This window comes from Ramlibacter sp. GCM10027632 (assembly GCF_042675325.1).
Taxonomy (GTDB): Bacteria; Pseudomonadota; Gammaproteobacteria; order Burkholderiales; family Burkholderiaceae_C; genus Ramlibacter.
In genome coordinates, this window is sequence record NZ_JBHTGW010000007.1 from 68,321 (window position 1) to 86,728 (window position 18,408).

General features: G+C 72.1%; 17 protein-coding genes. 8 read left to right on the forward strand and 9 right to left on the reverse strand.

The features are described 5' to 3' along the window. Nucleotides 1-124: 124 nt before the first annotated feature. A complete protein-coding gene (locus ACFQZY_RS11965) occupies nt 125-1,168 on the reverse strand; it encodes an extracellular solute-binding protein (RefSeq protein ID WP_377415997.1) in 1,044 nt (347 codons plus the stop codon). A gap of 242 nt (nt 1,169-1,410) precedes the next feature. Continuing rightward, nucleotides 1,411-1,956, reverse strand: a complete 546-nt coding sequence (locus tag ACFQZY_RS11970) for a phasin family protein (RefSeq protein WP_377415999.1) — start codon at nt 1,954-1,956, stop codon at nt 1,411-1,413. A 188-nt stretch (nt 1,957-2,144) separates the two neighbouring features. Between ACFQZY_RS11970 and ACFQZY_RS11975 the strand changes: the two genes are divergently transcribed. The 6 genes from ACFQZY_RS11975 to ACFQZY_RS12000 are packed head-to-tail and all read left to right on the forward strand — an operon-like array spanning nt 2,145 to nt 8,226. Beyond that, nucleotides 2,145-3,074, forward strand: a complete 930-nt coding sequence (locus ACFQZY_RS11975; protein ID WP_377416001.1) for a histone deacetylase — start codon at nt 2,145-2,147, stop codon at nt 3,072-3,074. Then, nucleotides 3,071-3,517, forward strand: a complete 447-nt coding sequence (locus ACFQZY_RS11980; protein ID WP_377416003.1) for an acyl-CoA thioesterase — start codon at nt 3,071-3,073, stop codon at nt 3,515-3,517. Before ACFQZY_RS11975 ends, ACFQZY_RS11980 begins: the two co-directional genes overlap by 4 nt. Further along, the gene (locus tag ACFQZY_RS11985) at nt 3,514-4,239 is read left to right on the forward strand and encodes a nitroreductase (protein ID WP_377416005.1); all 726 of its coding nucleotides are present in this window, start codon (nt 3,514-3,516) and stop codon (nt 4,237-4,239) included. Before ACFQZY_RS11980 ends, ACFQZY_RS11985 begins: the two co-directional genes overlap by 4 nt. 16 nt (nt 4,240-4,255) lie before the next feature. Beyond that, complete coding sequence (locus ACFQZY_RS11990; RefSeq protein ID WP_377416007.1) at nt 4,256-5,662, forward strand: sodium:proton antiporter; 1,407 nt, start codon at nt 4,256-4,258, stop codon at nt 5,660-5,662. A gap of 46 nt (nt 5,663-5,708) precedes the next feature. After that, nucleotides 5,709-7,055, forward strand: a complete 1,347-nt coding sequence (locus ACFQZY_RS11995; protein WP_377416009.1) for a DNA recombination protein RmuC — start codon at nt 5,709-5,711, stop codon at nt 7,053-7,055. After that, nucleotides 7,036-8,226: an MFS transporter gene (locus ACFQZY_RS12000; protein ID WP_377416011.1), complete on the forward strand. Its 1,191-nt coding sequence runs from the start codon at nt 7,036-7,038 to the stop codon at nt 8,224-8,226. Before ACFQZY_RS11995 ends, ACFQZY_RS12000 begins: the two co-directional genes overlap by 20 nt. Here the strand turns inward: ACFQZY_RS12000 and ACFQZY_RS12005 are convergent. From ACFQZY_RS12005 to efp, 3 genes are all read right to left on the reverse strand, one after another. Next, nucleotides 8,214-9,077, reverse strand: a complete 864-nt coding sequence (locus ACFQZY_RS12005) for a TIGR00730 family Rossman fold protein (protein WP_377416013.1) — start codon at nt 9,075-9,077, stop codon at nt 8,214-8,216. The two genes, ACFQZY_RS12000 and ACFQZY_RS12005, sit on opposite strands and share 13 nt — an antisense overlap. Continuing rightward, on the reverse strand, nt 9,052-9,882 hold the full coding sequence (locus tag ACFQZY_RS12010) for a heme-dependent oxidative N-demethylase subunit alpha family protein (protein ID WP_377416015.1): 831 nt from the start codon (nt 9,880-9,882) through the stop codon (nt 9,052-9,054). Before ACFQZY_RS12010 ends, ACFQZY_RS12005 begins: the two co-directional genes overlap by 26 nt. A gap of 149 nt (nt 9,883-10,031) precedes the next feature. After that, on the reverse strand, nt 10,032-10,586 hold the full coding sequence (gene efp / locus ACFQZY_RS12015) for an elongation factor P (RefSeq protein WP_377416017.1): 555 nt from the start codon (nt 10,584-10,586) through the stop codon (nt 10,032-10,034). A gap of 234 nt (nt 10,587-10,820) precedes the next feature. Between efp and ACFQZY_RS12020 the strand changes: the two genes are divergently transcribed. After that, on the forward strand, nt 10,821-12,503 hold the full coding sequence (locus ACFQZY_RS12020) for a phosphoethanolamine transferase (RefSeq protein WP_377416018.1): 1,683 nt from the start codon (nt 10,821-10,823) through the stop codon (nt 12,501-12,503). Here ACFQZY_RS12020 and ACFQZY_RS12025 read toward each other — a convergent pair. The 4 genes from ACFQZY_RS12025 to earP are packed head-to-tail and all read right to left on the reverse strand — an operon-like array spanning nt 12,478 to nt 16,323. After that, nucleotides 12,478-13,815 carry an ATP-binding protein gene (locus tag ACFQZY_RS12025; RefSeq protein ID WP_377416020.1) on the reverse strand — a complete coding sequence of 446 codons (1,338 nt, stop codon included), beginning with the start codon at nt 13,813-13,815 and terminating at the stop codon, nt 12,478-12,480. The two genes, ACFQZY_RS12020 and ACFQZY_RS12025, sit on opposite strands and share 26 nt — an antisense overlap. Before the next feature lie 37 nt (nt 13,816-13,852). Continuing rightward, complete coding sequence (locus ACFQZY_RS12030; protein ID WP_377416022.1) at nt 13,853-14,536, reverse strand: response regulator; 684 nt, start codon at nt 14,534-14,536, stop codon at nt 13,853-13,855. Further along, complete coding sequence (locus ACFQZY_RS12035) at nt 14,517-15,215, reverse strand: phosphatase PAP2 family protein (RefSeq protein WP_377416024.1); 699 nt, start codon at nt 15,213-15,215, stop codon at nt 14,517-14,519. The genes ACFQZY_RS12030 and ACFQZY_RS12035 overlap by 20 nt, the downstream gene beginning before the upstream one ends. A gap of 31 nt (nt 15,216-15,246) precedes the next feature. Further along, nucleotides 15,247-16,323, reverse strand: a complete 1,077-nt coding sequence (gene earP / locus ACFQZY_RS12040) for an elongation factor P maturation arginine rhamnosyltransferase EarP (protein WP_377416026.1) — start codon at nt 16,321-16,323, stop codon at nt 15,247-15,249. Nucleotides 16,324-16,343: 20 nt separating this feature from the next. On the opposite strand from earP, the gene uvrC reads away from it, so the two are divergent. After that, complete coding sequence (gene uvrC / locus ACFQZY_RS12045) at nt 16,344-18,365, forward strand: excinuclease ABC subunit UvrC (RefSeq protein WP_377416028.1); 2,022 nt, start codon at nt 16,344-16,346, stop codon at nt 18,363-18,365. Nucleotides 18,366-18,408 lie beyond the last annotated feature (43 nt).

Here is an 18,408-nt window from a genome sequence, read left to right on the forward strand (position 1 = left end):
CCCCTTGTCTCGGTTTGATTTGACGTTTACGTAAACGTCAGATTATGCGGGTGGATCCGGAAATGAAAAAGGCCCGGCATGGCCGGGCCCCGTCAGGCAGGCGCGCGGGGCGCCTCGCGCGAACTCACTTGAAGCCGACGCGGTCCAGCATCTGCTGCACCTTGACCTGGTTGGCGCCCACCGCGGCCAGCGGGATGGTCTCGGCCTTGAAGTTGCCGCCGCCGCTCATGGCGGCCAGGGCGGGGTTGGCCACCTTCACGCCCTTGGCGGTGGGCCACTCGTTGTTGCCATTGGCGAAGTAGTTCTGCGCCTCGGCGCTGGCCAGGTACTCGAGGAATCGGACCGCGGCCGTGGGGTTCTTGCTGTGCTTCGCGACGGCGCCGCCGGCGATGTTCAGGTGCGTGCCCCAGGACGCCTGGTTCGGGAAGACGATGCCGACCTTCTCCATCAGCGCCTTGTCCTCGGGTGCGTTGGAACGCATCAGGCGGGCGATGTAGTAGGTGTTGGTCACGCCGACCTGGCACTCGCCGGCGCCCACGGCCTTGATCTGGTCGGTGTCGCCGCCCTTGGGGTCGCGCGCCAGGTTGGCCACCAGGCCCTTGAGCCACTGCTCGGTCTGGGCTTCGCCCAGGTGCACCATCACCGAGCCGAACAGCGAGAGGTTGTACGGGTGCGAGCCGGAGCGCAGGCAGACCTTGCCCTTGTTCTTCGCGTCGGCGAGTTCCTCGTAGGTGTCGACGTCCTCGCGCTTGACCTTGAGCTTGTCGTAGACCACCACGCGGGCGCGGGTGGAGAAGCCGTACCAGGCGGTGCCCTCGGCGGTGGCCTGGGCGTGGTACTGGGCCGGGATGGCGTCGTCCAGCAGCTTGGACTTGACCGGCTTGAACAGGCCGTCCACCTCGCCCTTGTGCAGGCGCGCGGCGTCCACCAGCAGGATCACGTCGGCCGGGGAGGCGGCGCCCTCGGCCTTGAGGCGGGCGAGGATGCCGGCGTCGTCGGCGTCGACCCGGTTGATGCGGATGCCGGTGGCCTTGGTGAAGTTGGCGTAGAGCGCTTCGTCGGTCGAGTAATGGCGGGCCGAGTACAGGTTCAGCACCTGGTCCTGGGCTTGGACGGGCAGGGCGGCGGCGAGCATCAGGCCGGCGACGGCAAGGGCATGGCGGGGCATCGGGTTCCTCGTGGATGGTTCAGGCTGGCCGGATCATAAGGCAAACGAGAATTATTCGCATTAATTCCCGGGCTGCACATAAAAAAACCCCGGCTGGAGGGCCGGGGTTGGAAGGATCCCTGAACCTTGGAGGTGTCGAAAGGACCCGAGGAGACAACCTGAAGGACTCCCGCGAAGGACAGGAGTCACGTGTTCTGTAACAGGCACCGCCGGGAAGTTCCTGGCGGGCCCGGTGCGATCGATCAGCGCTTGGCGCGGCTGGTGGTCTTGGCGGCGTTCACGGCCGTGTTGGCGACGGCGTTGAAGTTGGCTTCGGCCACGTCGGCGGCTTGCTTGACGGCCTTCTGCACCGACTCCAGGGCGTTGTTGCCGGCGGCAACGGCGCTCTTGAACATGGCGACGGCGGTCTCGCTGCCGGCCGGGGCGTTCTTGGCGGCGTTGTCCACGACGGACATGAACTTCTTCTGGGTGTCGGCGGCCTGGGCTTCGAAGGCCTTGCCGAACTCGACGCTGGTGCCGGAGGCGATCTCGTACAGGTGACGGCTGTAGGAGGCAGCCTTCTCGGCCAGGGGCTGGAACAGGGAGGCCTGCAGGGCCAGCAGCTCCTGGGCGTCCTTGACGGACAGGGCGGCGGCGGTGGTGCCGGCGGCTTCGACCAGGGCGGCCTTGGAGGCGGTCAGGTTCAGTTCGACCAGCTTCTCGACGCCTTCGAAGGCCTTGGAGGTCAGGCCGAAGAGGGTCTCGATGTTGGCCTTGTGGGAAGCGATCAGTTGTTCGGCGGTCAGCATTTCAATTAACTCCTGGTGGATGGGTTGCTTGGTCGCTGCTCGCTGGCTTCACCTTTGTTGCGCTGCAGCATGGCTCGAAGTATGCGGACGGCCGAAGCGCTTTGCAAGCATTTTTTGTTGCGGCGCACAAAATTAGGAGTGCCTGCCTAGAAGCCTCGGATTTCGCCCAGCCGACACAATCACGCGCCATGCAGGTGTTCTACGCCACCCAGTTCGTCTTGCACCTGCCGCCGGGGCACCGCTTCCCGATGGCGAAGTACCAGTTGCTGCGCGACCGCCTGGCCGTCGAGGCCGGGGACGTGCGGCTGATGCAGGCCCAGCCGGCGAGCGACGGCGAGCTGGCCCTGGCCCATGCCCCCGCTTACATCCGCGCGATCTCGGACGGTACGGTCGATCCGCAGGTCCTGCGGGAGATCGGCTTTCCCTGGAGCGAGGCCATGGCCGAACGCGCCCGCCGCTCGGTGGGCGCCACCATCAGCGCCTGCCGCGCCGCCTTCCGCGAGGGCGTGGCCGCCAACATCGCCGGCGGCACCCACCATGCCCTGGCCGACCGGGGCGGCGGCTTCTGCGTGTTCAACGACGCCGCGGTCGCGGCCCGCCTGATGCAGGCGGAGGCGGCGCGGGCCGGCCGGCGGCCGCTGCGGGTGGCGGTGATCGACCTCGACGTGCACCAGGGCAACGGCACCGCGGCCATCTTCCGGCGCGACCCCACCGTCTTCACCCTGTCGATGCACGGGCAGAAGAACTTCCCGTTCCGCAAGGAGCCGGGCGACCTGGACATCGACCTGCCCGACGGCTGCGCCGACGATGCCTACCTCGAGGCCCTGGAGGGCGCGCTGGGTGAGCTGGAGCGGCGCTTCGAGCCGGGCCTGGTGATCTACCTGGCCGGCGCCGATCCGCATGAGGGTGACCGCCTCGGTCGCCTGAAGCTCACCTGGGACGGCCTGGAGGCGCGCGACCGGCGCGTCTTCGACTGGGCCTTCCAGCGCCGCGTGCCCCTGGCCTTCGCCATGGCGGGCGGCTACGGCCACCGCATCGAGGACACGGTGCAGTGCCAGGTCAACACCTTCCGCGTCGCGACCCAGTACTGGCGCCGCTGGCAGAATCGGCTGACATGACCGAGCCTGTCGCCCCGCGTCCCCAGCCTGAACCCCGCAGCGCCTACCGCGCCTTCCGGCCCATCGCCACCCGCTGGGCCGACAACGACATCTACGGCCACGTCAACAACGTCGTCTACTACGGCTGGTTCGACACCGCGGTGAACGGCCACCTGATCGAGCAGGGCGCGCTGGACATCCACCACGGCCAGACCATCGGCCTGGTGGTCGAGACCCAGTGCAACTACTTCGCGCCGCTGGCCTTCCCGCAACGGGTGGAGGCCGGCCTGCGGGTCGCCCGCCTGGGCGGCAGCAGCGTACGCTACGAGATCGGGCTGTTCGCCGAGGGCGCGGCGCTCACCGCCGCCCGCGGGCACTTCGTCCATGTCTACGTGGACAAGGCCACGCGCCGGCCGGTTCCCCTTCCCGAAAAACTCAGAGAGACCCTGGAGACACTCCGATGACCCCTCCCCAAGTCAGCACCCGCGTCGAGGACCCGGGCAGCGTCGACACCGCGATCACCAGCCGCTTCTCGGCGCGCGCCTTCCTGTCCCGGGCCGTGCCGCGCGAGATGCTCGAGTCGATCCTGGAGGTGGCCAGCCGTGCGCCCTCGGGCTCCAACACCCAGCGCTGGAACGTGTACGTGCTCCAGGGTGCCAGCCGCGACGCCCTGGTGGCCAAGGTCTGCGCCGCCCACGACGCGCTGGCCGCCGACCCGTCGCTGGCCGCGCAGTACCGCGACGCCTACGACTACTACCCGCCCAGGTGGGAGTCGCCCTTCATCGAGCGCCGCCGCGAGAACGGCTGGGGCCTGTATGGCCTGCTGGGGATCGGCAAGGGCGACAAGGACAAGATGCACGCGCAGCACCAGCGCAACTTCCGATTCTTCGACGCGCCGGTGGGCCTGATCTTCACCGTCGACGCGGGCACGGGCCAGGGCGCGCTGCTCGATTTCGGCATGTTCCTGCAGAACGTGATGGTGGCCGCCCGCGCGCGCGGCCTGCACACCTGCCCGCAGGCCGCCTGGAACACCTTCGCCTCGATCATCTTGCCGCATGTCGGCGCGAAGGAGGGTGAGATGGTGGTGTGCGGCATGTCCCTGGGCTGGGCCGACGAGGCCGCCCCGGTGAACGCCTTCCACACGCCGCGCGAGCCGGTGTCGGCCTTCACCCGTTGGCTGGACTGACCGGGGCGCCCGCCGGATGACGCCGACGCGCGCCGCCCTCGCGGCTTCCCTTGCCCTTCCCCAGCTCGCGCTGGCGGCCGACCTCGACGGTCGCGCGCTGTCCCCGCTGTGGGGCCTGCCGTTCGCTGGCATCCTGCTGTCCATCGCGCTGGTGCCGCTGCTGGCGCCGCGCTTCTGGCACCACCACTTCGGCAAGGTCTCCGCCGCCTGGGCGCTGGCCTTCCTGCTGCCCTTCGCCGCGGTGTTCGGACCGGCCGCCGCCGGCGCCGGCCTGGTGCACGCGCTGGTGGCGGAGTACATCCCCTTCGTGATCCTGCTGACGGCGCTCTTCACCGTGGCCGGCGGCATCCACATCCGCGGAAACCTGCATGGCAGCCCGGGCCTGAACACCGCGATCCTGGCGATCGGCGCGGTGCTGGCGAGTTTCATGGGCACCACCGGCGCCTCGATGCTGCTGGTGCGCCCCCTGATCCGCGCCAACGACAACCGCCGCCACAAGGCGCACGTGTTCGTCTTCTTCATCTTCATCGTGGCCAACGCCGGCGGCTCGCTGACCCCGCTGGGAGACCCGCCGCTGTTCCTGGGGTTCCTCCAGGGGGTGGACTTCTTCTGGACGGTGCGCCACATCTTTCCGGAAACGCTGTTCCTGGTCTGCACGCTGCTGGCGCTGTTCTTCGCGTTGGACGCGTGGTACTACCACCGGCGCGAGGAACTGCTTCCGGTCGATCCCACGCCCGACACGCGCGCGATCGGCATCGACGGCGGCCGCAACCTCCTCCTGCTGGGCGCGGTCGTGGCCCTGGTGCTCCTGAGCGGGTTCTGGAAGTCGCCGGTGTCGTTCGACATCGCTGGCACGCCGGTGGGCCTGCCCGGCCTGGTGCGCGACATCGGCCTGATCGCGGTGACGCTGGCCTCGCTGAGGATCACCCCGCCCTCGGTGCACGAGGACAACCAGTTCTCCTGGGCGCCGATGCAGGAGGTGGCCAAGCTGTTCGCCGGCATCTTCCTGACCATCATCCCGGTGATCGCGATGCTGCGCGCCGGCACCGAGGGACCCTTCGGCGCCGTCGTGTCCGCGGTCACCCGGCCCGACGGCACGCCCGACCCGGCCGCCTACTTCTGGGCCACCGGCGCCCTGAGCTCCTTCCTGGACAACGCCCCGACCTACCTCGTCTTCTTCAACACCGCCGGCGGCGACGCCCAGGTGCTGATGAACGCGCTCGCGCCCACCCTGGCCGCGATCTCGGCGGGCGCCGTGTTCATGGGCGCCAACACCTACATCGGCAACGCGCCGAACCTGATGGTCAAGGCCATCGCCGAGGACCGGGGCGTGCGCATGCCCGGCTTCTTCGGCTACATGCTCTGGTCCGGCGGCGTGCTGGTGCCGCTGTTCATCGTCATGACCTTCGTGTGGTTCCGGTGAACGCGCCCCTCCCATTTCCCTTGAATCCCGACTTCCTGGAGCGACGTTGAGTCCCGAAACCTGGATCCTGGCCGCCCTCGGGCTGGCCAACCTCGGCCTGCTGGCGGCGCTGCTGCTGCGCAAGCCGCCCTCGCAGGACGCCCTGCGCACCGAACTGCTGTCCGCCAGCGAGCGGCTCGAGCGCGAGCTGCGCCGCGAGGTCAGCGAGTCCTCGCGCGGCGCGCGCCAGGAACTGACGCACACGCTCACCGCCTTCCAGGAGACGCTCACCCGCCAGTCCGCCGAGGCCACCCGCACGCAGAACGCCCAGATCGACGCCTTCGGCCAGCAGCTGGCCCTCCTGCAGAAGGGCCTGGGCGACACCCTGGCCTCGCAGCTGCAGGCCCTGAGCGAGTCCAACGCCCGGCGCATCGCCGAGGTGCGCGGCACGCTGGAGGCGCAGCTGGCGATGCTGCAGCAGACCAACGCCGCCAAGCTCGACGAGATGCGCCAGACCGTCGACGAGAAGCTGCAGTCCACCCTGGAGACCCGCCTGGGCGAGAGCTTCAAGCAGGTGGCCGAGCGGCTGGAGCAGGTGCACCAGGGCCTGGGGCAGATGCAGTCGCTGGCCCAGGGCGTGGGCGACCTGCAGCGGGTGCTGACCAACGTGAAGACGCGTGGCATGTTCGGCGAGGTGCAGCTCGAGGCCCTGCTGGAGCAGGTGCTGACGCCGGAGCAGTTCGGCAAGCAGGTCGAGACCAAGCCGGGCAGCCGCCAGCGGGTCGACTTCGCGGTGCGCTTTCCGGGCCGCAGCGCCGACGGCGAGCCGGTCTGGCTGCCGCTGGATGCCAAGTTCCCGCGCGAGGACTACGAGCGCCTGCTCGAGGCCCACGACCGCGCCGATGCCGCCGGCGTCGAGTCCGCCTCGCGCGCGCTGGAGACCCGCATCCGCACCGAGGCCAAGTCGATCTGCGAGTCCTACCTGTGCCCGCCGCACACCACCGACTTCGCCATCCTGTTCCTGCCGGTGGAGAGCCTGTATGCCGAGGTGCTGCGCCGCCCCGGCCTGATGGACTCGCTGCAGCGCGATTACCGCGTGACCCTCGCCGGCCCGACCACCCTGCTGGCGATGCTGAACAGCCTGCACATGGGCTTTCGCACCCTGGCTCTGGAGCAGCAGGCCTCCGAGGTCTGGAAGGTGCTCGGGGCGGTCAAGACCGAGTTCGAGCGCTATGGCGACTGGGTCGCCCGCATCAAGGACCAGATGCAGAAGGCCGCCGACACCCTGGACAAGGCCGACACCCGCACCCGCCAGATGCGCCGGGCGCTGAAGGTGGTCGAGGCCCTGCCCGAGGGCGAGGCGCAGGCGGTGCTGCCGAGGATCGAGGACGCCGTTGACGACGCCGACGCCTGAGGACGACGGCGGCGGCCTGGGCCTGGCCCGCCTGGTGCTCGGGCAGACCTTCCTGCATGCCTCCATGGCGGGCATGCGCCTGGCCATGCCGCTGCTGGCACTGCGCGAGGGCCACAGCGCCGCGGCGGTGGGCGTGCTGCTGGCGATGTTCGCGATCACCCAGGTGTTCCTGGCGCTGCCCGCCGGCCGCTACGCCGACCGCCACGGCCTGAAGCGGCCGATGGCGCTGAGCGTGGCCGCGGCCGTCCTGGGCGCGGGCCTGGCGGCCGCCTGGCCGGTGTTCCCGGTGCTGTGCCTCGGCGCGCTGCTCACGGGCGGCGCCACCGGCGCGGCGGTCATCGCCCTGCAGCGCCACGTGGGGCGTGCCGCCAGCGGCGCCCTGCAGCTGCGGCAGGCCTTCTCGTGGCTGTCGATCGGCCCGGCGGTCTCCAACTTCGTCGGCCCCTTCCTGGCGGGGCTGCTGATCGACCATGCCGGCTTCCGCACCGCCTTCGTGGTGATGGCCCTGTTCCCGCTGGGCTGCTGGTTCTGGGTCCGCCGCGCCCGCGAGGCGCCGCGCGCCGAGGCGCAGGCCGCCGCCCGGGGCGGGCGGGCCTGGGACCTGCTGCGCGAGCCGGGCTTCCGGCGCCTGATGGTGGTGAACTGGGTGCTGTCGTCGGCGTGGGACGTGCACACCTTCATCGTCCCGGTGCTCGGGCATGAGCGGGATCTCTCCGCCTCGGTGATCGGCGCCATCCTCGGTGCGTTCGCGGTGGCTGCGGCGCTGGTGCGCACCAGCCTGCCCCTGATTCCCTCGACGGTGCGCGAGTGGCAGGTGATCCTGGCGGCGATGTGGGGCGCGGCGGTGGCCTTCGCCCTCTACCCGCTGATGCCCTCCGCCCTGGCCATGGGTGCCTGTTCGGTGCTGCTGGGGCTGGCGCTGGGCGCGGTGCAGCCGATGATCATGAGCACCCTGCACCAGATCACGCCGGAGCATCGGCAAGGCGAGGCCCTGGGCCTGCGGCTGATGGCGATCAATGCCTCGAGCGTGCTGATGCCGATGCTGTTCGGCGCCGCCGGCACGCTGATCGGGGCCTCAGGGCTGTTCTGGACGGTGGGGGCGGTCCTGGCGGGCGGCACCCGCCTGGCGTCGGGCCTGCGCCACCACGACGCCGGCGATCACAGGCCGTAGAAATCGCTGATCGCCCGCCAGGCCTGGTCGGGCTCGTCGGCGAAGGTGAACAGGGACAGGTCGGCGGGCGAGATCATGCCTTCCTCGACCAGCACCTCGAAGTTGACCAGCCGCTTCCAGAAGGCCGACCCGTACAGGACGATGGGCACCTGCCGCGCCTTGCGCGTCTGCACCAGGGTCAGCACCTCGAACAGCTCGTCCAGCGTGCCGAAGCCGCCGGGGAAGGCGACCAGCGCCTTCGCGCGCATCATGAAGTGCATCTTGCGCAGCGCGAAGTAGTGGAACTTGAACGACAGCTGCGGCGGCACGTAGGGGTTGGGCGTCTCCTCCATCGGCAGGGCGATGGACAGGCCCACGCTCACGCCGTCGGCCTCGAAGGCGCCGCGGTTGGCGGCCTGCATGATGCCGGGGCCGCCGCCGGTGCAGACGAACAGCTTGTCGGCGTCGGGTTTGCCCTCGCTGTAGCGGGCAACGTGCTGGCCGAAGGCGCGCGCATGCTCGTAGTAGTGCGCGTTGCGCGCGGCGGTGCGGGCCCGGGCGATGGTGACGGGATCGCCGCCCGCCTCGGCGGCGGTGAGCAGGGCGTCGGCCTCTTCCTGGCTGCGGATGCGGGCGCTGCCGAAGACGACGATGGTGTTCTCGATGCCGCGCTCGGCCTGCTCCAGGTCCGGCTTGAGCAGCTCGAGCTGGAAGCGGATGCCGCGGGTCTCGCGGCGCAGGAGGAATTCAGGGTCGGCGAAGGCCAGGCGGCTGGCATCGGCCTGCAGGGGCAGGCCGGCATCGGAGTGGGCCTTCAGCGTGGCCCAGGCATCGGCCAGGCGGCTGTCATGGATGTTGCGGGGAGAGGGCATGGGCGGATTGTGGACCGAACCGGTGCGCCAACCACGCGAGCAACCTTGGCCGCGCCACGGTCAGGCCCTTGTACGCGAGCACGGCCTCGCTCATGGAGGCCAGGCTGTCATGCAGCCGCCGGGCCTTGTCCGGCGTGTCCACCGCCTCGGCCAGCGGCTGCAGCTGCACGCGGATGGTGAAGACGGCCTGGCGCGTGCCGCCGCCCACCGGGAAGAAGGTCTGGCGCTCCACCCGCAGCCAGCAGCCGGCGGCGAAGGCCTGCGGGTCGCCGTCCGCGGGCCAGGCCGGCGGGGCGTGGCGGCGCGGGTGCTGGTCATGCCGGCCCGAGGGGCTGACGGTCCAGACATGCCGCTCCCAGCGCTCGCCGCCGGTGGCCAGGGCCACCAGGCTGGCGGCCGCGGCGCGCAGGCGATCGCCATCGCCCACCGGCGCATGGGCCGCGGCGAAGTCCATGCCGAGCTTGTCCTCCGGCGCCCAGTGCGAGGGCGCGCACACGCACAGCCAGGGCAGGGTGCCGGTGGCGCCATCGAGCACCGCGAAGTCCTCCTCGAAGGCCAGCTCCAGCGGGCCCTCGAACGGCAGGCCCTCGGCCGCGGCCTGGCGGGCGATCGCCGCGAGCGCGGGCCGCGGGTCGAAGCCCGGCACGCAGGCGCGCGAGGCGCCGGCCGCGAGCACCGCGCGCTTGCCGGCGGCCAGGGCGCTGGCCGGGTCCAGGGCGGTGAGGTGGCGGGCGCCCGCAGGCAGCCGCTGCAGCCCGGGCTGCATGCGGAAGGGGACGGCGATGCGGGCGAAGTCGAAGTCCATGCCGGGCGGGCGCAGGGCGCCGAAAAGACAAAAGGCTCTCGAAGGAGCCTTGTTGTAAAAGATAAAAGGCTCTCGAAGGAGCCCTGTCGTAAAAGACAAAAGGCTCCCGAAGGAGCCTTGTTGTAGCAGAGGCGCCCGAGGGCGGGGCCTCAGACGCGGCGGCGGTACTCGCCGGTGCGGGTGTCGATTTCGACCTTGTCGCCCTGGGCCACGAAGATCGGCACGCCGATCTCGAAGCCGGTGGCGATCTTGGCGGGCTTGAGGACCTTGCCGGAGGTGTCGCCCTTGACGGCGGGCTCGGTCCAGGTGATCTCGCGCTCGACGCTGGTGGGCAGTTCGACGGAGATGGCCTTGCCCTCGTAGAACACCACCTCGGCGGCCATGCCGTCTTCCAGGTAGTTCAGGGCGTCGCCCATGTTCTCGGCTTCGACTTCGTACTGGTTGTACTCGGTGTCCATCCAGACGTACATCGGGTCGGCGAAGTAGGAGTAGGTGCACTCCTTCTTGTCCAGGACGATCTGGTCCATCTTGTCGTCGGCCTTGAACACGATTTCCGTGCCCTGGTTGGCCAGCAGGCTCTTGAGCTTCATGCGCACGGTGGCGGCGTTGCGGCCGCCGCGGGCGTATTCGGTCTTCAGGACGACCCAGGGGGCGCCGTTTTGCATGATCACGTTGCCGGCGCGGATTTCTTGAGCGATTTTCATGGCGAGTAGTTCGTCAGGGTAGGCCGCATGGTCCGCATGGAGAAGGCCGGGCGCAGCGGTCGCATCGACCGGCTCCGGTCCCCTCCGGGCGCGGCGGGGGCGGCGGGGCGCGAAGCCCACCCGAAATATCCGGCGTGCCGCGCAAAGCCCGCTATTTTAGCCTCTTTCGGTGACGGTGCCGCGGGTGGCCGGGGCTTAAGTCGGGCTTAAGGGTGGCCGGCCGATCCTCGCCGCATGACCCTTTCCCCGCGCCGTCCCCTCCTGTCCGTGGAGACCCTGATCCTGCTGTCCGTGGCCTGGCTGCTGGCCACCGCCAACGGCCCGTTCTGGCGCGCCGCCCTGGCCGGGCGCGACCTGGCCGCCCCCGCCACCTGGGGCTTCGCCGCGGCCCTGGCCGGCCTCCTGGGCGGCCTGTCCTTCGCGGCCCTGGCCCTGGTCTCCGCGCGCTGGTCGGTGCGGCCGCTGCTGGCGGCGTTGCTGGTGGCCTCGGCCGGCGCCGCCTGGTACATGGACCGCTACGCCATCTACGTGGACCGCGCCATGGTGCGCAACGTCCTGGCCACCCATGTCGGCGAGGCGCGCGAGCTGCTGTCCTGGCGCATGGCGGCCCATGTGGCGGTGTTCGGCCTGCTGCCGGCCGCTGCCCTGTGGTGGCCGCGCCTGGCGCCGCGCACCTGGCGCCAGGCGGCGGCCTGGCGGGGCGCCAGCGTGGCGCTGGCCCTGCTGCTCGCGGTCGCCGCGATCCTGCCGGTCTTCGCCGACTTCGCCTCCCTGATGCGCAATCGCAAGGAGGTGCGACACCTGGCCACCCCGGGCAACCTGGTGGCGGCCCTGGCCGGCAACGCCTGGGGCCGCACGCCGCGCACCGCCGCCGCGCGCATCCCCGTGGGAGCCGACGCGCAGCTCGCCGAATCCTGGGGGCAGCGCCGCCGGCCCCTGCTGTTCGTGCTGGTGGTGGGCGAGACCGCGCGGGCGCAGAACTTCGGCCTCAACGGCTACGCCCGCGACACCACCCCGGAGCTGGCCGCGCGCGGCGTGGTCAATTTCCCCGACGCCTGGGCCTGCGGCACCTCCACCGAGGTCTCGCTGCCCTGCATGTTCTCGCCCTTCGGCCGCCGCCGCTACGACGAGGACCGCATCCTCTCCCACGAGTCCCTGCTGCACGTGCTGGCCCGCGCCGGCCTGCAGGTGCAGTGGCGCGACAACCAGTCCGGCTGCAAGGGCGTCTGCCAGGGCCTGCCCGAGGCCCGCCTGGACCATGCCGGCGTGGAGGGCCTGTGCCCCGAGGGCCAGTGCCTGGACGAGATCCTCGTGCATGGCATGGACCGGGTCCTGGCCGACGCGAAGGGCAACCTGTTCGTGGTGCTGCACCAGCTCGGCAACCACGGGCCGGCCTACTACCGCCGCTACCCGGCCGCCTTCCGCCGCTTCACGCCGGCCTGCGAGTCCGACGACCTGCGCCTGTGCTCGCCCGCCGAGATCCGCAATGCGTATGACAACGCGCTGCTCTATACCGACCATGTCCTGGGCCGGGTGATCGACTTCCTGCGCGCGCGCCAGGACCGCTGGGACACCGCCATGCTGTACCTGTCCGACCACGGCGAGTCGCTCGGCGAGTCCGGCCTGTACCTGCACGGCGTGCCGCACCGCGTGGCCCCCGAGGTGCAGCTGCGCGTGCCGATGGTGGCCTGGATGTCGCCAGGCTTTCGCGCGTCCTTCGGCGTGGACGAGGGCTGCCTGCGCCGCGTGGCCGCGACGCGGCGCACCGGCCATGACGACCTGTTCCACTCGGTGCTGGGCCTGCTGGACGTGCGCACCGCGGCCTACGAGCGCGAGCAGGACCTGTTCGCGCCCTGCCGCCCGGTGCCGGGCGGGGCGGGGGCGCCCCCGGTCAGCCGGCCGGAAAGAGCACTCTGACCTGCAGCCCGCCGCCGGGCGCATCGCCCAGTTCGACCCGGGCGCCGTGGCGCACCGCCACCGCCCGCACGATGGACAGGCCCAGGCCGCTGCCGTAGCCCGAGGCCTGCGGACCGCGGTAGAAGCGGTCGAAGACGCGCCCGCGCTCCTCGGCCGCGATGCCGGGGCCGGTGTCGTTCACCAGCAGGCAGGGCGCCGCGCCCTCGCGCGCCGCCGCCACGTCGATGCGGCCGCCGCGGGGCACGTGGCGCAGGGCGTTCTCCACCAGGTTGTCCAGCAGCATCGCCAGCTGCTGCGGGTCGCCCGCCACCACCGGCGCGGCCTGGTTGGTCGCGCCCAGGTCGATACCGGCGTGCTCGGCCCGCGCGGCGAAGCGCGAGACGCAGTCGCGCACCAGGGCCGAGAGGTCGACCGCCTCCTCGGGCGTGGGCGGCGCGTCCGGCGAGACGCGGGCCAGCTGCAGCAGGCGCTCCACCAGCCGCTGCGTGCGCTCGATGCCTTCGCGCAGTTCGTCCAGGGCCATGGCGCGCTGCGCCGGCTCCTGGGCGCGTTCGAGCAGCTGCGCCTGCAGGCGCAGGGCGGTCATGGGTGTGCGCAGCTCGTGCGCCGCGTCGGCCATGAAATGCCGCTGCTGCGCCAGCGCGTGGCCGAGGCGGGCCATCAGGTCGTTGACTGCGCCCACCAGGTGGTGCAGCTCCGGCGGCTGGCTGGACAGCGCGATCGGGTGCAGCGACTCGGCGCTGCGCGCGGCGACTTCGTCGGCGGCGCGCGCCAGCGGCTCCAGGCCGCGGCGCAGTGCCAGGGTCACCAGGCCCGCGATCAGCGCCAGCACCCCCGCGGCCGGCAGCACCAGCGCGCCCGCGGTCTCGCGGGCCAGGATCTCGCGCTCGCTGGCGCGCTGGGCTGCCTGGACGATGCCGTCCTCGAGCACGATCGTGTAGAGGTGCCAGCTTTCGCCGCTGGCGCGGACCTGGGTCAGGCCGCTGCGGGAGTGGAACGGCAGGCGCACGTCGCGGTGGGAGCTTGCCAGCAGCGCCCCCTCGCGCGACCAGACCGCGGTGACGAACTCGAAGCTGCCGAATTCCTCGTAGACCCGGGGCAGCTCCTGGGCCAGCCGGGGCGCCGCGCCGGGCGCGGCCCCGTGGTGGTGGACCACGGCCAGGGCCACCTGCTTGAGGTTGTCCTCGAAGACCTCCTCCATCTCCTCGGCCAGCACCCACCAGGTGGCGGCGATCAGGATGCCCGCGCCCAGGCCGAGGGCGCCCAGCACCCACCACAGCACCTCGCGGTGGATCGATCGTCCCGGACTCATGCGGCTCCCCTCTCCAGTTCTCCGTTCCAGGCGGCGTTCATGGCGCCGGCTCCGGCCCATCCACCGGCGGCACCAGCCGGTAACCCACCCCGCGCACGTTGCGGATGGTCTCGGCGCCGAGCTTGCGGCGCAGGTTGTGCAGGTGGACCTCGACCGCGTTGCTGCCCACCTCCTGCTGCCAGCCCCAGACCGCGTCCTCCAGCTGCTCGCGCGAGAGCACGGCGCCGGGGCGCTGCATCAGCGCCTCGAGCAGGGAGAACTCGCGCGCCGACAGGGCCACCGGCTCGCCGCGCAGGTGCACCTCGCGCCGCGCCGGGTCGAGCGCCAGCGAGCCGCAGGCCAGCACCGGGCTGGCATGGCCGGCGCGCCGCCGCAGCAGGGCGCGGATGCGGGCGACCAGTTCGTCCAGGTCGAAGGGCTTGAGCACGTAGTCGTCGGCGCCGGCATTGAGGCCGGCGATGCGGTCGCTCACCGCGTCGCGCGCAGTGGCCACGATGACGGGCAGCGTGTCACGGCGCGCGCGCAGCTCGCGCAGCAGCACCATGCCGTCCTTGCGGGGCAGGCCCAGGTCCAGCACCGCGAGGTCGTAGACGTCGTGGGCCAGGGCCAGTTCCGCCTCGCGGCCGTCGAGGGCCCAGTCGACGGCGAAGCCGGCGTCCTGCAGGCCCAGGCGCACCGCGCGGCCGATCATCGGGTCGTCTTCAACGAGCAGCAGGCGCATGGCCATCCGCCGGCAGGAAGGCGCCGAGGAGCCAGGCCCAGGTCCAGCAGGTCCAGGCGGTCCACAGCGTGTGGCTCATGAAATGCGCGCCGCGCAGCTGCTGCGCCACGCCCAGCGCCAGGCCCGCGGCCAGCGAGGCGGCCAGCCAGGCGCGCGCGGCCGCCGAGCCGCGCGGCCAGGCGAACCAGCCCGCCACCCAGGCGAAGCCCGCCGAGGCGTGGCCGGCCGGGAAGCAGTGGCCGGCGCCGCCATCGCGCAGCCCCAGCCGCCAGTGCGGCACGTAGGGCAGGCTGCCGCCGAAGGCCTGCAGGTCCCAGGGGCAGGAGGTGGCGGAGACGCGCTTGATCGCGCTGACCGCGAGCATGGCGCCCACCGCCACGGCCAGCAGCCAGGCGCGGCGCGCGCGCGGCAGGCGGCGCAGCGGGCCGAAGGGACGCACCAGGGACAGGGCCAGCAGCGCCGCGACCGTGGCGGAGAGCAGGCGCGCGCCGTCATGCAGCACGCGGGTCAGGAGCCAGTGGTCGCGGGCGGGAAAGCCGCCGGCGTCGCCGGCGAGGCGGGCCAGGGGCAGGTCCAGGCCCGCGGCTTCCCAGGTGGCGAGGGCGGCGAGGCCGGCCAGTACCGCCCAGGCCGCGGCGCGGTCGCGGGCGAGGCGCTGGAGGGGGGCGGGAAGCGTCATCGGCACGGGAAGGGACAGTACCACGCCAGGCTCAGGCGGGCGCCCAGGCGGAAGGCGCAGCGGCGCGCAGCAGCTGCGTGAGCAGGTCGTCCTGCGCCAGCAGGCGCTCGCGGGCGGCGACGGCGGCGGCCGTCCACCCGGGCAGGTCGATCGGGGGCAGGGTCGCGGCGGCGGTGCCGTTCCACGCCTGGTGGAAGGCGCGCAGCGAGGGCGGCGCCTGCAGCCAGCCGAGGAAGGCCTCGAGCTTGGCGTGGTGCGCATCGTCGTCCTGCGGGTAGATGTGCCAGGCGAAGGCGCGGCCGGCCCACAGCGCGCGCACCAGCGAGTCCTCGCCGCGCACCAGGTTCAGGTCGCAGGACCACAGCAGCTCGTCGAACGCGGGCTGGGGCAGGGCGGGCAGGTGGGAGATGGCGGGGCGCGGCGCATCGCCCAGGGCGGCGAGCGCGGCATCGACCGCGGCGCGCGCGCGGCCGGGGGTGACCAGCAGGCGCACCGGCCCGCCCGCCAGGCCGGCCTCGCCGAGCTGCCGCAGCAGCGCGGGCAGGGCCGGCGGCTCGTAGCAGAACAGGCTGACCCGGCGCTCGGCGCCGGCGGGCAGGCCCAGCGCGCCGAGGAAGGCCGCCGGGTCGAAGGCGCGCTGGCGCGCCGGCAGGCCGGGCTCGCGCAGCAGGCCGCCGGTGCGCGGCGTGAAGCCGGGATAGAAGAAGCGCTTGGTCAGGCCCTTCGCCGGGCCGCTCATGACGGGCGAGGCCAGGCCGTGGCAGCGTTCCACCCAGGGCTCGGCGCTGAGGTACTCGAGGTTGATCCAGGCGGGCTGGCGGCCCTCGCGCCGGGCCTTGGCGGCGACGGCCGCGACGAAGGCCTCGTGCGGGTCGCAGCCGAACGCCTCGACCACCACCTCGCCGGGTTCGGCGGCGGGGGAGCCGGCCGTCCAGTGCACCACCTCCACGCCGGCGAGGCCCTGCGGCGCCATCCAGGCCAGGGCCGCGGGCTCGTCGACCCACAGGCGGGCGCGCTCGCCGCGCGCGGCGAGGTCGGCGCACAGGCGCCAGCACACGCCCAGGTCGCCATGGTTGTCGATCACGCGGCAGAAGATGTCCCAGAGCATGGGCCCGGATAATAGGCCGCATGTCCGAAGCGCATTCCGAGCAACTCCTGGCCGAGGTCGCGGCCCTGCCGCAGCTGCCCGGGGTCTACCGCTACTTCGACGCCGAGGGCGCCGTGCTGTACGTGGGCAAGGCCCGCAACCTGCGCAAGCGCGTCTCCAGCTACTTCCAGAAGAACCATGGCGGCACGCGCATCGGCCACATGGTCTCGAAGATCGCGCGCATGGAGACCACGGTGGTGCGCTCCGAGGCCGAGGCGCTGCTGCTGGAAAACAACCTGATCAAGGCGCTCAACCCGCGGTTCAACATCCTGTTCCGCGACGACAAGAGCTACCCCTACCTGCGCATCTCCGGCGAGTCCGACCCGTACCCGCGCATGGCCTACTACCGCGGCGCGGTGGACCGCCGGCACCGCTACTTCGGCCCCTACCCGAGCGCCTGGGCGGTGAAGGAGTCGATCCAGCTGCTGCAGAAGGTGTTCCGCCTGCGCACCTGCGAGGACACCGTCTTCGCCAACCGCACCCGGCCCTGCCTGCTCTATCAAATCAAGCGCTGCTCGGGGCCCTGCGTCGGCCTGGTGTCCAAGGAGGATTACGACCGCGACGTCGCCAGCGCCGAGGCCTTCCTGCGCGGCGAGACGCAGCAGCTGCTCGACGAGCTGCAGGCACGCATGATGGCCCACGCCGAGCGGCTCGAGTTCGAGCAGGCGGCGGAGGTCCGCAACCAGGTCTCCGCGCTGTCGCGGGTGCTGCACCAGCAGGCGGTGGAGACCACCAGCGACAAGGACGTGGACATCCTCGCCGTGAAGGTGCAGGGCGGCCGCGCCTGCGTGAACCTGGCCATGGTGCGCGGCGGCCGCCACCTGGGCGACCGGCCGTACTTCCCTTCCCACGTGGAGGACGCCGCCGCGGTGCGCCAGCGCGAGGACGACGCGGGCGGCGCCGGCGACGACACGCCGGTCGAGGTGCAGGTGCTCGAGGCCTTCATCGCGCAGCACTACCTGGGCGTGCCGGTGCCGCCGGCGCTGGTGACCAGCCACCCGGTCTCCAAGGCCCTGGTGGCGGCGCTGGGCGAGCAGGCCGGCGTGAAGGTCGGCGCGGTGCACCAGCCGCGCGAACAGCGCCGGGTCTGGCTGGAGATGTGCGAGAAGAATGCCGCGATCCAGCTGGCGCGCCTGCTGGCGGAGGAGGGCTCGCAGCAGGCCCGCACCCGGGCGCTGGCCGAGGCCCTGCAGCTGGAGCCGGACGACCTGGAGAACTTCCGCATCGAGTGCTTCGACATCTCGCACACCGCGGGCGAGGCCACGCAGGCCTCGTGCGTGGTGTTCCACCACCACCGGATGCAAAGCGCCGAGTACCGCCGCTTCAACATCGACGGCATCACCCCGGGTGACGACTACGCCGCCATGCGCCAGGTGCTGACGCGCCGCTACAGCCGGCTGGCCGGGGCAGGGCGCGACGTGCCGGAGGCGGTGCCTGCCGAGGGCGTGGAGGCAGGCGAGGGCGCGCAGGACCGTGAAGGGGCGGCCGGCGCCGAGGGCCTCCCGGCGGGCGCGCCCGTGCCGAAGAAGCGCGCTGCGGCCGGCGGCGCCCACCGCCTGCCGGACCTGGTGCTGGTCGACGGCGGCAAGGGCCAGGTGAGCATGGCGCGCGAGGTGTTCGCCGAGCTCGGGCTGGACCTGTCGGTCATCGTCGGCGTGGAGAAGGGCGAGGGCCGCAAGGTCGGCCTGGAGGAACTGGTCTTTGCCGACGGCCGCGAGAAGGTCTGGCTGGGCCGCGACTCCGCGGCGCTGATGCTGGTGGCGCAGATCCGCGACGAGGCGCACCGCTTCGCCATCACCGGCATGCGCGCCAAGCGGGACAAGGTGCGCGTGGGCGGCAGCCGGCTGGAGGAGATCCCCGGCGTCGGCGCGCGCAAGCGCGCGCGCCTGCTGCAGCGGTTCGGCGGCATCCGCGGCGTGGCCGCGGCCAGCGTCGAGGACCTGGCCACCGTCGAGGGCGTTTCGCGCGCGCTGGCCGAGGAGATCCACCGGGCGCTGCATTGAGCCGCGGCGCTTGCGGGAAGCGCCTCGCGCTCATGCGCCGGAA

Coding starts and splice junctions, on each gene's coding strand:
- ACFQZY_RS11975 (WP_377416001.1), top strand. CDS start 2,145: ATGCAGGTGTTCTACGCCACCCAGTTCGTCTTGCACCTGCCGCCGGGG.
- ACFQZY_RS11985 (WP_377416005.1), top strand. CDS start 3,514: ATGACCCCTCCCCAAGTCAGCACCCGCGTCGAGGACCCGGGCAGCGTC.
- ACFQZY_RS11965 (WP_377415997.1), bottom strand. CDS start 1,168: ATGCCCCGCCATGCCCTTGCCGTCGCCGGCCTGATGCTCGCCGCCGCC.
- ACFQZY_RS11970 (WP_377415999.1), bottom strand. CDS start 1,956: ATGCTGACCGCCGAACAACTGATCGCTTCCCACAAGGCCAACATCGAG.
- ACFQZY_RS12005 (WP_377416013.1), bottom strand. CDS start 9,077: ATGCCCTCTCCCCGCAACATCCATGACAGCCGCCTGGCCGATGCCTGG.
- ACFQZY_RS12020 (WP_377416018.1), top strand. CDS start 10,821: ATGACCCTTTCCCCGCGCCGTCCCCTCCTGTCCGTGGAGACCCTGATC.
- efp (WP_377416017.1), bottom strand. CDS start 10,586: ATGAAAATCGCTCAAGAAATCCGCGCCGGCAACGTGATCATGCAAAAC.
- ACFQZY_RS11990 (WP_377416007.1), top strand. CDS start 4,256: ATGACGCCGACGCGCGCCGCCCTCGCGGCTTCCCTTGCCCTTCCCCAG.
- ACFQZY_RS11980 (WP_377416003.1), top strand. CDS start 3,071: ATGACCGAGCCTGTCGCCCCGCGTCCCCAGCCTGAACCCCGCAGCGCC.
- uvrC (WP_377416028.1), top strand. CDS start 16,344: ATGTCCGAAGCGCATTCCGAGCAACTCCTGGCCGAGGTCGCGGCCCTG.
- ACFQZY_RS12030 (WP_377416022.1), bottom strand. CDS start 14,536: ATGCGCCTGCTGCTCGTTGAAGACGACCCGATGATCGGCCGCGCGGTG.
- ACFQZY_RS12025 (WP_377416020.1), bottom strand. CDS start 13,815: ATGAGTCCGGGACGATCGATCCACCGCGAGGTGCTGTGGTGGGTGCTG.
- earP (WP_377416026.1), bottom strand. CDS start 16,323: ATGCTCTGGGACATCTTCTGCCGCGTGATCGACAACCATGGCGACCTG.
- ACFQZY_RS12010 (WP_377416015.1), bottom strand. CDS start 9,882: ATGGACTTCGACTTCGCCCGCATCGCCGTCCCCTTCCGCATGCAGCCC.
- ACFQZY_RS12035 (WP_377416024.1), bottom strand. CDS start 15,215: ATGACGCTTCCCGCCCCCCTCCAGCGCCTCGCCCGCGACCGCGCCGCG.